Annotated in this window: 11 protein-coding genes; 8 read left to right on the forward strand and 3 right to left on the reverse strand. The window is 73.9% G+C overall.

Annotation, left to right across the window (positions count from 1 at the left end; genetic code table 11):
* Positions 1-6 precede the first annotated feature (6 nt).
* Positions 7-1,206, forward strand: coding sequence for a phosphoglycerate dehydrogenase (serA, locus tag WCD41_RS10040; RefSeq protein WP_337713251.1), 1,200 nt, complete (start codon positions 7-9; stop codon positions 1,204-1,206).
* A gap of 37 nt (positions 1,207-1,243) precedes the next feature.
* Here the strand turns inward: serA and WCD41_RS10045 are convergent, their stop codons facing one another.
* Positions 1,244-1,879 (reverse strand): maleylpyruvate isomerase family mycothiol-dependent enzyme, encoded by a 636-nt coding sequence (locus WCD41_RS10045; RefSeq protein WP_337713252.1) that lies wholly within the window; start codon positions 1,877-1,879, stop codon positions 1,244-1,246.
* 68 nt (positions 1,880-1,947) lie between these two features.
* On the opposite strand from WCD41_RS10045, the gene WCD41_RS10050 reads away from it, so the two are divergent.
* The 3 genes from WCD41_RS10050 to WCD41_RS10060 all read left to right on the forward strand — a co-directional run bounded on the left by WCD41_RS10050 (position 1,948) and on the right by WCD41_RS10060 (position 5,128).
* Positions 1,948-2,382 (forward strand): MarR family winged helix-turn-helix transcriptional regulator, encoded by a 435-nt coding sequence (locus WCD41_RS10050; protein WP_337713253.1) that lies wholly within the window; start codon positions 1,948-1,950, stop codon positions 2,380-2,382.
* Between the two features lie 76 nt (positions 2,383-2,458).
* Positions 2,459-4,669 carry a LuxR C-terminal-related transcriptional regulator gene (locus WCD41_RS10055; protein ID WP_337713254.1) on the forward strand — a complete coding sequence of 737 codons (2,211 nt, stop codon included), beginning with the start codon at positions 2,459-2,461 and terminating at the stop codon, positions 4,667-4,669.
* Positions 4,670-4,723: 54 nt separating this feature from the next.
* Positions 4,724-5,128 carry a nuclear transport factor 2 family protein gene (locus WCD41_RS10060; RefSeq protein ID WP_337713255.1) on the forward strand — a complete coding sequence of 135 codons (405 nt, stop codon included), beginning with the start codon at positions 4,724-4,726 and terminating at the stop codon, positions 5,126-5,128.
* 57 nt (positions 5,129-5,185) lie between these two features.
* Here WCD41_RS10060 and lysX read toward each other — a convergent pair whose 3' ends face one another.
* The gene (lysX, locus tag WCD41_RS10065; RefSeq protein ID WP_337713256.1) at positions 5,186-8,590 is read right to left on the reverse strand and encodes a bifunctional lysylphosphatidylglycerol synthetase/lysine--tRNA ligase LysX; all 3,405 of its coding nucleotides are present in this window, start codon (positions 8,588-8,590) and stop codon (positions 5,186-5,188) included.
* A 209-nt stretch (positions 8,591-8,799) separates the two neighbouring features.
* Here lysX and WCD41_RS10070 point away from each other — a divergent pair, with 209 nt between their 5' ends.
* From WCD41_RS10070 to WCD41_RS10085, 4 genes are all read left to right on the forward strand, one after another.
* Positions 8,800-9,675 (forward strand): TetR/AcrR family transcriptional regulator, encoded by an 876-nt coding sequence (locus WCD41_RS10070; protein WP_337713257.1) that lies wholly within the window; start codon positions 8,800-8,802, stop codon positions 9,673-9,675.
* A complete protein-coding gene (locus WCD41_RS10075) occupies positions 9,672-10,556 on the forward strand; it encodes a beta-keto acid cleavage family enzyme (RefSeq protein ID WP_337713361.1) in 885 nt (294 codons plus the stop codon). The genes WCD41_RS10070 and WCD41_RS10075 overlap by 4 nt, the downstream gene beginning before the upstream one ends.
* On the forward strand, positions 10,553-11,485 hold the full coding sequence (locus WCD41_RS10080) for a 3-hydroxyacyl-CoA dehydrogenase NAD-binding domain-containing protein (protein ID WP_337713258.1): 933 nt from the start codon (positions 10,553-10,555) through the stop codon (positions 11,483-11,485). Before WCD41_RS10075 ends, WCD41_RS10080 begins: the two co-directional genes overlap by 4 nt.
* Before the next feature lie 114 nt (positions 11,486-11,599).
* Complete coding sequence (locus WCD41_RS10085; protein ID WP_337713259.1) at positions 11,600-11,902, forward strand: BMC domain-containing protein; 303 nt, start codon at positions 11,600-11,602, stop codon at positions 11,900-11,902.
* Between the two features lie 6 nt (positions 11,903-11,908).
* Here WCD41_RS10085 and WCD41_RS10090 read toward each other — a convergent pair whose 3' ends face one another.
* Positions 11,909-14,002, reverse strand: coding sequence for a helix-turn-helix domain-containing protein (locus WCD41_RS10090; protein WP_337713260.1), 2,094 nt, complete (start codon positions 14,000-14,002; stop codon positions 11,909-11,911).
* Positions 14,003-14,006: the final 4 nt, after the last annotated feature.

Here is a 14,006-nt window from a genome sequence, read left to right on the forward strand (position 1 = left end):
CCCGGCGTGAAAGCCCTGCTCCTGGAGAACATCCATCCGGTGGCCGCCGAGGCGCTCCGTGCCGAGGGCCTCGAGGTGGACGCGCGTTCGGCCTCGATGAGCGGGCCCGAGCTCGCCGACGCGCTCGCGGGGGTCTCCCTGCTGGGGATCCGGTCGAACACCACGATCACGCCCGAGGTGCTCGAGGCCGGCAAGGACCTCCTCGCGGTGGGGTGCTTCTGCATCGGCACCAACCAGGTCGACCTCGCCGCCGCGGCCGAACGCGGGGTCGCGGTGTTCAACGCGCCGTTCTCGAACACCCGCAGTGTCGTCGAGCTGGTGCTCGGCGAGATCATCGCGCTGGTCCGGCGGCTGCCGGAGAAGACGCAGCGGATGCACGAGGGCATCTGGGACAAGTCGGCCCGCGGCAGCCACGAGTTCCGCGGACGGACCCTCGGCATCGTCGGCTACGGCAACATCGGCACCCAGCTGTCCAACATCGCCGAGGCCGTCGGCCTGCGCGTGATCTTCTACGACACCGCCGACCGCCTGGCGCACGGCAACGCCCGCAAGGTCGAGACGCTCGAGCAGCTGCTGGCCGAGGCCGACGTCGTGAGCCTGCACGTCGACGGCCGTCCCGGGAACGCCGGGCTCTTCGGCGCGGAGCAGTTCGCCTTGATGAAGCCGCGCTCGATCTTCATCAACGCCTCGCGCGGCATGGTGATCGACGACGAGTCGCTGCGGGAGAACATCCTGTCCGGCCACCTCGCCGGCGCCGCCATCGACGTCTTCCCGATCGAGCCCAAGGCGCAGGGCGACACGTTCGAGTCGCCGCTGCGCGGGCTCGACAACGTGATCCTGACCCCGCATGTCGGTGGCTCCACCCAGGAGGCGCAGGAGGAGATCGGGGGCTTCGTCTCCACGAAGCTGCTGCAGTACGTGGGCACCGGTGTCACGGCGCTGTCGGTCAACCTCCCGGAGGTGGCCCTGCCCGCGGCGCCGACCACCTTCCGCATGGGCTACCTCCACACGAACTCTCCGGGCGTGCTCGCCGGCATCAACCAGCTCCTGCTCGACAGCGGGGTGAACGTCGTCAGCCAGGCGCTGTCGACACGCGGCGAGCGCGGCTACGTCCTCACCGACACCGAGGCCCCGATCCCCGAGGAGGCGCTCGCCGAGCTGCGCCGCTCGCCCCACACCGTGTGGCTGCGGACCTGGGGGTCCTGAGCGGCGGGGCGCCCCTCGCCCCTGCCCCGGTTGCCACCTACCCCGGTGAGGTCAGGCGCCGCACGCCCGCACCGTGCAGACGCGGCAGTGCGACGTCGGTGCGCCCGGTGAGCAGCAGCAGCAGGTCGCGGATCGAGCCGTGCACCGGCTCGCCTGCTCCCCGCACCCAGTCGGTGTCGGTGGCGACGAGCCGCAGTCCGCGCATCCGGCGCCGGGCCCAGAACGGCCAGCCCATCCGCCACACGCGGTCGGCGCCCTCGCGGGCGCCGTCGCGCGGCGCCTCGACCTCCAGACCGAGGGGCACGGCGACGTCCTGGAGGTGCACGATGGTGTCGAACAGCAGGTTGTCCACCGTGGTGATCACCGGCCGACGCCGGCTGAGCGCGACCGCCCGGAGCTCATCGGCCAGGCCCGCCCCGAGCCGCTCCGCGTGGGCCACCGCCATCGCACGGTTGACCTCGTCGAAGTCCCCGCGGGCGCGCACGGCCGCAGCGAGGATGCCGGGCAGGCCGGGCGAGCAGGGCGTCAGCGCGACGTGCGCGGCCACGTCGCGCACTCTCCAGTGCGCGCACAGCGAGGGCCGATCGAGGTCGCCGGGCGACAGACCCGCCAGGACCTCGGCCAGAGCGGTCCGCTGCTCGGCGATCGTGCGCCACTTCTCGTCGACGTCCATGGGTGACCTCGTCAGATAGACTGACCAACAAAGTCAGATTGTCTGACCAATGCCCTAGGCTCGTCAACGTGACCGAGGAGCTCAACACCGGCCTGTTGCTGTTCCTGCCGTACCGGGCGATGGAGGCACGGGTGTTCGAGGAGCTGGCCGCGGCCGGCTTCGAGGACATCACGCCGTCCCAGGCGCGCGTGTTCCAGCGCATCGCGTCGACCGGGAGCCGGCTCGGCGACCTCGCCCGGCAGGCCGGGATCACCAAGCAGAGCGCAGGCTTCCTGGTCGACCAGCTGGAGCGACTGGGCTACGTGTACCGCGCGCCGGACCCGGACGACGGGCGGGCGCGGCTCATCCGCATCGCGGAGCGCGGCCACCGCGGGGTGGAGGCGTCGCGCGCGGTGGTCGCCCGGGTGGAGGCGGAGTGGGAGGCCCACCTCGGGGCCCGCCGGATGGCACAGCTTCGTCGCATCCTCGCCGACCTGCGCGAGATCACCGACCCGTGGCGGTAGGACCGGGCTCCGGTCCGTACCTCGGCACCGCCCCGAGGCGCTGTCCGTGATGTCGGACCGTGGCTACGGTGCGGAGATGCACACGGGCAGGGCGCCGGTGCCGTCGCCGCTGACTCCCTTGCTCGGACGCGAGCGCGAGATGGCCGGCGCGCGCGCCGTCGTGGAGGGGACGCGACTGCTCACGGTCGTGGGCCCGGGTGGCTGCGGCAAGACGCGGCTCGCCGTCGAGGTCGCCTCCGCCGTCGACGACGCGGTGTTCGTGGATCTCGCTCCGGTCTCGGACGCCGCACTGGTGCTCCCGACGGTGGCCCGGGCACTCGGGCTGCGGGAGGCCGGGGCCCGACCGCTGCTCGCCACGCTGGACGTCCACCTGCGCGACCGCGACGAGTTCGTCGTGCTCGACAACGTCGAGCACGTGCTCGATGCGGTGGACGCGGTCGGGGAGCTGCTCGCCCGGTGCGCGCGGCTGCGGGTGCTCGCGACGAGCCGGTGCCCGCTCCGCCTCCCCGGCGAGTCGCTGCTTCCCCTGCGTCCGCTGCCGGTGCCACCGGACGACCCCGGACCGGACGACATCGCCGCGCACCCGAGCACCGCCTTGTTCGTCGCGCGGCTCCGCGCGGCACAGCCCGAGGTGACGTTCTCGCCTGCGGACGACCGCCTGGTGGCGGCGATCTGTAGAGCGCTCGACGGGTTGCCGCTGGCCCTCGAGCTGGCGGCCGCCCAGGTGCCGGCGCTCGGCCTCGCCGAGGTGCTCGTCCGGACGGCCGCGAGCGTCCGGAGCCCTGGCCCGCCACGGCGAGGCTCCCCGCCGCGCCACGACAGCCTCGACACCGCCGTGGCGTGGAGTGTCGCCCTGCTCGACGAGTGGTCGGCGACCGTGTTCCGGCGGCTGTCGGTGTTCGCCGGGACGTGGACGGCGCCGGCGGCGCAGCAGGTCTGCGGGGAGGCCGACCGCGACGTCGGGCCTGCACTCGTCACGCTCGTCGAGCACTCCCTGCTCGACGTCCTCCCGGCCGGCCCGACCGTGCGCTACCGACTGCTCGAGACCTTGCGGCGGTACTCGGCCGCGATGCCGCGGCGAGCCGGCGACGAGGCCGTGCGGCGGCGGCACGCCGACTGGTGCCGGACCGTGGCCGCGGCCGTCGGGACGTGCGCGGGTCCGGACGAGACGGCCCGGATCGACGCCGGCGAAGCGGCGCTCGACGACCTCCGGCTCGTGCTCGACCGCTGTCCGCCCGACGACACCGCGAGCGGGCTGCACCTGGCGGCCGACCTCTACTACGTCTGGGACATGAGGGGTTTCCTCGGCGAGGGCCGCGACCGACTCGAGCGGCTCCTCGCCCGTGCGGAGGCCAGGGACGAGCCCGCCGCGCGGCTGATGGCGCTGCAGTCGCTCGGCCTGCTATTGCTCTGGCAGGACGACCTCGACGGCGCGCGGACCACCCTGCACGACGCCGCGACCCTCGCCGACCAGCTCGGTGACGGCGGCGCGTGGGCGTGGTGCGCGGGGAGCCTGGGCATCGCGCACTTCGCCGCGGGGAACGTCGACGAGGTGGCGGCGCTCGTCGAGCGCGGGCTGGAGGTGGCGCGTGAGGTGGGCGCCTGGATGCCGCTGCTCCGTGCGACCTGCGGGCTCGGGCTGGTCCGGTGGGCGCAGGGCCGATCGGGCGAGGCGCGGGCCCTGCTCGAGGAGAACGCGACCCTGGCACGGCCGACTCCGTGGGGTGTGGCCAAGGCGGGCTACTTCCTGGGGTGGTTCGCGTTCCTCGACGGAGACCTCGACGAGGCCGACCGCCGCTTCCGCGCGGGTGCCGAGACGTTCACCGCGATCGACGACCACCGTTCGCTGCCGGACTGCCTCGACGGAGCGGCGTGCGTCGCCGCCTCCCGGGGTGCGGGTGGCGAGGCGCTGGAGCTGCTCGCGACCGCCGACGCATCGCGGGAGCGCGCCGGGTCGCGCCGCAACGCCTACCTGCGCGCCCACTGCGCAAGCGCCGAGGTCTCGGCGCGGGCCGCGCTCGCCGACGACGTGCCGCCCGTCGGCGTCACGCCCCGCGAGCTCGAGGTGGCGCGCCTCATCGCCACCGGGCTCACCAACCGGCAGATCGGCCGACGCCTGGGGATCAGCGAGCGGACCGCCGAGCGACACGGCGAGAACCTGCGCTCCAAGCTCGGCGTCGGGACCCGCGAGCAGATCGCCGTCTGGGTGTCCGCGGTACCCACGACCGACGGGACTGCGGTGGCGGACATCCCGCATGTCGCCCGTCCCCGTCTCCCGCTGCACTGAGCGGCACCGGAACGCGGACGCGTTCACGACCGCGCACGAGAGGCGGAACCCGCCATGAATCCCACCCAGCAGAGCAGCGATGTCGCGATCGTCCAGGACGCCTACCGCGCGTTCGCCCGCGGCGACATCCCCTCCGTCCTCGCGGTCCTCGATCCGCAGGTCGCGTGGACCGAGGCCGCGGGCAGCGCCTACGCCGGCACCCACGTCGGGCCCGACGCCGTGCTCATGAACGTGTTCGTTCGCCTCGGCGAGGACTGGCAGACGTTCCTCCCGACACCGAGCGAGATCTTCGACGCGGGTTCGGCCGTGATCGTGCTCGGCCGGTTCGACGGCGTTCACCGGACCACGTCCCGGTCGATGACCTCGCGCTTCGCGCACGTCTTCCGTCTGACCGCCGGCCGGGTCGTGGCCTTCGAATCGATCAACGACACCCACGAGGTCCGGCAGGCGATGGCCTGACGCCGCTGGCCGTGCGCGGCGACCTCACCCTCTGCGGTGGTGTGTGAGCGCCGCCGTTCAGCGCCCGGGCCGGACGATCGGGAACAGCAGGCTCTCGCGGATCGTGCTGCCGGTCAGCATCATGACCATGCGGTCGACGCCCATTCCCAGCCCGCCGGACGGCGGCATGGCGTACTCGAGGGCGAGCAGGAAGTCCTCGTCGAGCTCCATCGCCTCGGCATCCCCGCCGGCCGCCAGGAGCGACTGCTCGGTGAGCCGCTTGCGCTGCTCGACGGGGTCGACCAGCTCGGAGTAGGCGGTCCCGATCTCGGCGCCGAAGCAGACCAGGTCCCAACGCTCGGCCAGCCGCGGGTCGTCGCGGTGCTGCCGGGTCAGGGGGGACACGTCGGTCGGGAAGTCGCGGTAGAAGGTCGGCTCGAGGGTGTGGTCCTCGACGAGGTGCTCGTAGAGCTCCAGGACGACGGCCCCGCGGCCCCAGTTCGGGTCGTAGGGGACGTCGACGCGGTCGCAGTGGCGGCGCAGCTCCTCGATGGTGGTGTCGGCGGTGATCTCCTCGCCGAGGGCGTCCGAGATGGCCGCGTTGACGGTCGTCGCGCGCCAGGTGCCGCCGAGGTCGTACTCGCGGCCCTGGTGGACGACGACGGTGCCGCCCAGCGCGGCGCGGGCGGCCTGCTGGATCATGTCCTGCACCATCGTCTGCATGGTGTCGTAGTCGCCGTAGGCCTCGTACGCCTCGAGCATGGTGAACTCGGGGTTGTGGGTGGCGTCCGCGCCCTCGTTGCGGAAGTTGCGGTTGAGCTCGAACACCTTCTCCGCGCCCCCGACCATCAGTCGTTTGAGGTACAGCTCGGGGGCGATGCGCAGGTAGAGGCGCATGTCGTAGGCGTTGATGTGGGTGGTGAACGGCCGCGCGTTGGCTCCGCCGTGCACGGGCTGCAGCATCGGGGTCTCGACCTCGAGGTAGCCCCGGGCCGTGAGGGACTCCCGGACCGCGTGCACGGCGTCCGACCGTTGCCGCAGCATGCGCCGGGCCCCGCTGTTGACCACCAGGTCGAGGTAGCGCTGCCGGACCCGGGCCTCGGGGTCGGCCAGGCCGCGGCGCTTGTCGGGCAGGGGGCGCAGGCACTTCGCGGTGATCGACCAGGCGGTGGCCAGCACGGACAGCTCCCCACGGCGGGACGTCCCGACCTCGCCGGTGACGCCCACGTGGTCGCCGAGGTCGACCTGCCGCGCCCAGTCGCGCACGCCCTCGCGGCCGAGGTGGGCGGCCGTGAGCATCACCTGCAGCTGCGTGTCGCCCTCCTGCAGCACGGCGAAGCACAGCCCGCCGAAGTCGCGGACGCGCACGACCCGGCCGGTCACCGACACGCGCTCGCCGGTCGCCGCGTCCGCCGCGAGGTGCCCGGACCGGGCCCGGACGTCCGCGAGGCTCGCGGTGCGCGGGTGGCCCACGGGGTAGGGGTCGACGCCGTCGGCCAGCATCCGGTCGTACTTCGCGTGCCGCACGCGGACCTGCTCGGGCAGGCGGGCTCGGCGGGCCGCGAGCGTCGCCGCGACGGGATCCTCCGCCTCGACCGGCGACGGTGGGGTAAGGACGACGGCCGGGCCGCCCTCCGCGGCGAGGCCACGGCGTTGCAGGGTCCGCAGGCTCGGGGTGGTGAGGAAGCCCTCCGCGGCCGCGGCGGCCAGACCGAGCCGCGGGAGGTCGCGGGCGGCGCGGTAGCACAGGTAGCGCGGCGTCCAGATCGGCTGGTACTTGGCGTTCGCACGGTACAGCGACTCGAGCTGCCACCAGCGCGACCCCACCACGAGCAGGCGTCGCCACAGCCGCACGATCGGGCCGGCCCCGATCCGCTCGCCCTGCTCGAACGCGGCGCGGAACATCGCGAAGTTGAGCGACAGGCGGTCCACCCCGAGGGTGCGCGCCTGCTCGACGAGGGAGGCGACCATGAACTCGGTCAGGCCGTTCTCGGCGGTGCGGTCGCGGCGCATGAGGTCCAGGGACAGGCCGTGACGGCCCCACGGCACGAACGACAGCAGCGCGCGCAGCTCCCCGGCACCGTCGAAGCACTCGACCAGCACGCACTGCCCGTCGGCGGGATCGCCCAGGCGGGACAGCGCCATCGAGAAGCCGCGCTCGGCGTCGGTGTCGCGCCAGGCGTCGGCGCGCTCGACGACCTCCTTCATCTCGTCCGGGGAGAGGTCGGCGTGCCGCCGGACCCGCGCGGTGTGGCCCGTCCGCTCCACCCGGCTGACGGCCTGGCGGACCACCCGCATCGACCGGCCCTCCATCGAGAACTCCCGGACGTCGAGGACCGCCTCGTCCCCCAGCTCGACGACGTTCAGCCCCGCGGCCGCGTAGGCGCGGGCACCGCGCTCGCTCGCGCCCATCGCCGCCGGCAGCCAGCCGTACCGGCGCGCCTCGTCGAGCCAGGCCTCGATCGCCCCCGGCCACGCCTCCGGATCGCCGATCGGGTCGCCACTGGCGAGGCTGACGCCGGAGACGACGCGGAAGGTCACCGCGGACTTGCCCGTCCTCGAGAACACGGCGGCCTTGTCGCGGCGGGTGGCGAAGTAGCCCAGCGAGTCGTCGTCGCCGTACTGGTCGAGCAGCACCCGCAGCCGCTGCTCGTCCGTGGGGTCGAGATGGCGGCGGTCGGGCCGGGGCCGGAACAGCACGTACGCCGCGGCCAGCACCGCGAGGGCGCCGAACAGCCCGCACAGGAACGTGACCGCCCGCGGTCCGGCGCCGTCGACGCCCACCGCCCCGGGGTCGCCGAGACCGCCGAGCACGTAGGTGACGGCCCACCCGAGCCGGTCGGCGGTGCTGCTCAGCGTGCCCGGGAACAGCGCCAGCAGGCCCCAGCCGAGCAGTGTGCCGACGACGACGACGGCGAGGTAGGTGCCCAGCGCGCGCCACCCGCTGTGGTGCTGCGTCCGCGCGGTGAACCGCCGACGGGCGACGAGCAGGATCGCGAGCGCCGCGACGCCGAACACCAGCCGCAGCCACGTCCCCGTGCCCCCGACGACGAGGGTGACCGGGTCGGGCGCGTCGGTGTCGATCGTGAACTGGACACCGCCCAGCACGCGGCCCAGCACGACGTAGACCACGGCGAACCACCACGCCACGCGCATCCGCCGGCGCACGGCGGAGGCGAGGATGCCCAGGAAGGTCGCGATGGCGAGGCTCGGCGGCGCGTCGACCGACACGACCTCGATCGCGATCCGCAGCCACTCCAGCGGGGCGCGCAGCGGCGGCACGATCGCCGTGAGGGCGCAGAAGGTCGCGACGAACGCGAGGTAGCCGGCGAGGAGGTCCGGCACCCGGTCGGCGAAACGTGCCATCGCCGACCGCCCGGCGACCGTCGCTTCGTCGCGGCGCGCCGCGGTCGGTGGCGGCGTCGGCGCGCGGGATCCGGTCCCTGGGGCCTGGGGCGGCTCGTCGGCCGTCAGCTGCGCCATGTCGTCTCTCCCCGAGGGTGTCGCCGGGCTTCTGACGTCAGCATGACGATCAATTCGGTGACCGGATACAGCGATTCGCGTGGCGAGCTCACGCACCTCGTCGACCGGGCTCGCCGAGCGGCAACTCCGCCATCGCAAGATCGAGGCGAACTTGGCTGATCCGACAGTCAGTCTTGCGATCAGGGCATGGTCGCGCCTACGGTCCCGTCGTGGCCGAGGACGAGGTGCGTGACCGGGTGCGTCGCGCGGTCGACGCGTCGGGCCGCACCCGCCGTGGGGTGGCGGCCGCGATCGGGATCGACGAGACCAAGCTGTCGAAGTCGCTCGCCGGACGACGGCGCTTCACCACCGACGAGCTGGTCGCGGTCGCCGAGCTCGCGGGCGTCGAGCTGGCGTGGCTGCTGCGCGGCGAGGGAGACGCGCCGGTCACCGCGGCGACCGACCTCATCGAGGCCCCGCGCCCCGAGCCCGACGACGCCCGCAAGCGCATCCTCGACGCCGCCTGGACGCTGATCGCGACCCGCGGGTACCACCGCGTGCGGATCGCCGACGTGGCCGAGGCCGCCGGCACCAGCAGCGCGGCCGTCCACTACCACTTCGACGACAAGGACGCCCTGCTCGACCAGGCCCTGCGCCACAACGTCGAGCTGGCCCACGACCGCCAGGCGAGGACGCTGGCCGCCATCGCCGATCCCCACCGGCGGTTGCTGCGGCTGCTCGAGCTGCAGATGCCCGAGGGCCCGGTACTCGAGCCCGAGTGGTCCATCTGGATGCAGGTGTGGAGCGAGGCCGTGGTCGACCCGGCCCGCCGCGACCTCTACGCCCGCGGCCAGGACCGCTGGTTCCGCACCGTGCTCATGACCCTGGAGGCCGGCGCCGGGACCGGGGTGTTCCGTACCGGCGACCAGGCGCTGCGGGCGCGCCAGCTCACCGCGCTCGTGGACGGCCTCGGGGTCGGCGTGATGACCGGCGCGTCCACCACCGCGGACATGCGCGCCGCCCTCCACGAGTTCGTCCACCACAGCCTCGTCGACCACAACCTCGTCGACCGCAGCCCCAGGAAGGACCTCCCGTGCGACCCATGAACCGCCGCGTCGTGATCACCGCGGCCCTGACCGGCGCCGCCGACAGCGTCGGCAAGAGCCCGCACGTGCCCGTCACGCCCCAGCAGATCGCCGACGACGTGATCGCCGCCGCGCGGGCCGGCGCAGCGGTCGTGCACGTGCACGTCCGCCATCCCGAGACCGGGATCCGGTCCCGCGACGTCGCCCTCTACCGGGAGGCCGCGGGGCTCATCCGGGCCAGCGACGTCGACGTGGTCCTCAACCTCACCGCCGGGATGGGCGGCGACCTCGTCGTCGACGACGAGGACCCCCTCAAGCCCGTCGACGGCACCGACCTGGTCAGCCAGCACGACCGGATGCCGCACGTCGAGGAGCTCCGGCCCGACATCGCCACGCTCGACTGCGGCTCCTACAACTTCGGCGACGGCCAGGCCCTCTACGTCTCCACCACCGCGATGCTGCGCGAGGGCGCGAAGCGGTTCCAGGAGCTCGGCGTGAAGCCCGAGCTGGAGGTGTTCGACACCGGCCAGCTGTGGTTCGCGAAGGTGATGCACGCCGAAGGGCTCATCGACGACCCCGCGCTGGTCCAGCTGTGCATGGGGGTCCCCTACGGCGCGCCCGCCGACGTCGGGATCCTGCAGGCGATGGTCAACCTGCTGCCCGCCGACGCGCAGTTCACGTCGTTCGCCCTCGGCCGCGACCAGCTGCCGTGGGTGGCGCAGTCGGTGCTGCTCGGCGGGCACGCCCGCGTCGGGCTCGAGGACAACCTGTACCTCGCCCGCGGGGTCAAGGCGACGAACGCCCAGCTCGTCGACCGCGCGGTCACGATCGTCGAGTCCCTGGGCGCCGAGGTCGCGACGCCCGACCAAGCCCGCGAGATCTTCGGGCTGGTCACCCGGTGAGGGTCGCGTGCATCGGCGCCGGCGTCATCGGCGGCGGCTGGGCCGCGTACTTCCTCGCCCGCGGCTTCGACGTCGTCACCTGGGACCCCGCCCCCGACGCCGAGGCCCGCCTGCGTCGGGTCGTCGACGCCGCCTGGCCCGCGCTGACCGAGCTGGGGCTCGACGAGGGCGCCGACCGGTCACGGCTGCGGGTCGCGGGATCGTTGGCCGAGGCCTGCGCAGGGGCGGTGTACGTCCAGGAGAGCGCGCCCGAGGACCTCGACCTCAAGCGCCGCCTGCTCGCCGACCTCGTCGACGCCACCGCGGACGACGTGGTGGTCGCGTCCTCCACCTCGGGGTTCCCGATGTCGGACATGGCCACCGAGGCGCGGGACCCGAGCCGCCTCGTCGTCGGGCACCCCTTCAACCCGCCGTACCTGATCCCGCTGGTCGAGGTGGTCGGCGGCGCGGCGACCGCCCCCGACGTCGTGACCCGCGCCGCGGACTTCTACCGGTCGATCGGCAAGTCGGTGATCGCGATGGACCGCGAGGTCCCCGGCTTCGTCGCCAATCGGCTGCAGGAGGCGCTCTGGCGCGAGGCACTGCACATGGTCGCGAACGGCGACGCCACCGTCGAGCAGATCGACGCGTCCATCACCGAGGGTCCCGGGCTGCGCTGGCCGATCCACGGACCGTGCCTGACGTTCCACCTCGCCGGCGGCGAGGGCGGCATGGCGCACATGCTCGACCACTTCGGCCCCTCGCTGCTCGCGCCGTGGACCCGGCTGGAGGCGCCCGAGCTCACCGACGAGCTCCGCGACGCGATGGTGGAGGGCACCGCCGAGGAAGCCGGGGCGCGGTCGTTCGCCGACCTCGTCGCCGAACGCGATCGGGCGGTCATCGCCACCCGCCGGGCCGTCGGGACGGCGCGGGCCCAGGGGGCTCGCTGAGCGACTATCCCCCGGGACAAGACATCGGCCCCCCGCTGTCCGCGCCGGCGATGGCGCACGGACCCGGCGCCGGCGGAGGCTGGACGCCGGACCGCGACGACGTGGGAGGACCCCGTGACCCAGCCCGGACACGCCGGTGCGCTCGGCATGATCGAGACGCGCGGACTCGTCGGCGCCATCGAGGCCGCCGACGCCATGGTCAAGGCGGCCAACGTCGCGGTGGAGGGCTACCGGACCCTGCGCAACGGCCAGGTCTCCGTCCTCGTGCGCGGGGACGTCGGCGCGGTGACCGCCGCGGTCGACGCCGGCAAGGTCGCGGCCGCCTCGGTGGGCGAGCTGTACGCCTCGCACATCATCCCGCGTCCCGCCGGGGACACCGAGGGCATCGTCGACGCGGCGATCTCCCACATCCGCTGAGCCCGGTCAGCTCCCGTCGGTGTTGAGCTGCAGGAGGCGCAGGGCCATGTCCGCGCGCATGCGGTCGTCGTGGCGGGAGAGGTCGAGGCCGGTCAGCTGCTTGATCCGCTCGAGCCGGTAGCGCAGCGTCTTGTGGTGGACGAACAGCTTCTCGGCCGCCACGCGCTGGGAGCAGTCCGCGTCGAAGAACGCGCGCAGGGTGCGCACCAGCGCGCCGTCGTTCTCGCGGTCGTAGGCCACGAGGGGTCCGGTGACGTCGTCGATGAACGTCTGCAGGTCGGGATCGGACCCGGAGCCGAGGAGCAGGCGCACGACGCCGAGCTCCTCGTACAGCGAGATGGTGCTGCCCCCGAGGCGGTGGGACGCGGAGAGCGCGGTCCTCGCCTCGTTGAACGCCGCGGGCAGCGCCTCGACGTCGTCGTGCGGGCGGCTCACCCCCCACGACGACCGCAGGTCCGGGGCCTCGCGCCGCGCGGAGTCGGCGATCTGCTGGACCACCTGTTTGGCCGTGGTGGAGTCCAGCCCGTCGGCGACCGCGACGACGAGGTCACCGCGGAGGCCCGCCAGGGCGAGTCGGGGCCCCTCGTCACGGTCGCGCAGGGCCCGCACGACGTCGCGCCGCAGCCGCCCGGTCCGCGATGTGTCCCACCCGTGCTCGGTCGCGAGCTCCTCGACGTTCTCGAGGTGCCCGTGCAGCACGCGCATCCCCGGGCCCAGGGACACCCCCATCTGCTGGGCCCGCGCCCGCGCGGCCACACGGTGCTCGGGTGGTCCCTGCACGAGATCCCAGAGGACCTCGCTCAACGCCTCGTGGCGGGCGCGGCTCGCGGCCCGCTCGCGCAGCAGCGACAACGAGCACGCCATCGCGACCTGGCCGACGACGGCGTCGAGCATCTCCTCCCCCGCGGGCTCGTCGTCGCACGGCAGCAGGCACACGCAGCCGACCTCGTCGCCATCGGCGTACACCGGCTGGAGGCGGGCGGTGGGCGGTAGACCCGCGGCCCGTCGCAGCGCCCGTCCCCGCCCGTAGCGTGCGGGGAGGCAGTCGGGCAGCGGATCCCCGTGCCCCGCCAGCAGGCCCCCGCCGGCGTCGTAGATGCCGACCCGGCAGTGGAGCTGCGACGCCACGCGCCGGGCGAGCGCCGAGAGGCCGCCCCCGTCGAGCACCGTCGTGAGCAGGGCGTGCTGCAGCTCGGCGGTCTGTCCGAGCACGCCGACCTGGTGCTTGAGTGCGGCGTGCGCCTTCGCGAGATCGGCGTTGGCTCGGACCTGTTCGTCGTGCAGACGGGCACTGCGCAGGGCGATCGTCGCGAAGTTGGCGAGCGTGACCATCCGACGCACGTCCTGCTCGGTGAACACCGAGGGCCGCCGGCGCCAGACCTCCAGCACGCCGAGGAACTCCCCCGGGAGCTGCAACGGCACGGCGAGCGCCGACTCCGTCTGCTCGCGTTCGGCGAGTCCGACGAAGTCACGGCTGATGGTCCGGTCCTCGACGTAGCGGTCGACCTTGGCCGGCTGCCCGGTCTCGAACACGAGGCCGGCCACCCCCATCCCCCGCCGCATCCGCAGTCGCGCGGTGTCGATGACGCGGTGGCCGACGCACGACCGCATGGCCACCTCGTCGCCCTCGCGCAGCAGCACCCCGCAGATGTCGGCGTCCAGGAGTCCGAGGGTCCGGGTCGCGATGCTCAGCAGGAGCTGGTCGACGTCGTGGACGGAGAGCAGCCGCTCGACCACCTCGGTGACGATGACCGTCTCCCCGGCCGCGTCGTCGACGGTGCGCAGGGCGTCGGCCCGCTCGAGGACCAGCGTCGCCCACGCGCAGCCCTGGCCGATCAGCGCACCGACGTCCTCGGGGACCCGCGGGCACTCCCGGGCCCACCGCACCGCGACCCTCCCGACCTGGACGCCGCGGCCCGCCGGAGGGGGCGAGCCCGCGTCGACGTCGACGGTCACCTCGCTGCCGAGCACCTCGACGACCGCGCGGCGAAGGTCGTCGAGCGCGTCCTCGGCGCCGGCCGGCAGGGTCGTGAGCAGGGCCCGGAGCAGCTGCGCGCCGTCGTCCGCCGCCGCAGCCCGACCCGCGTCGACCGGCTTCATCGGA

Origin of the sequence: Actinomycetospora aeridis, from assembly GCF_037400275.1 — a bacterium.
GTDB classification, from domain to species: Bacteria; Actinomycetota; Actinomycetes; order Mycobacteriales; family Pseudonocardiaceae; genus Actinomycetospora; species Actinomycetospora aeridis.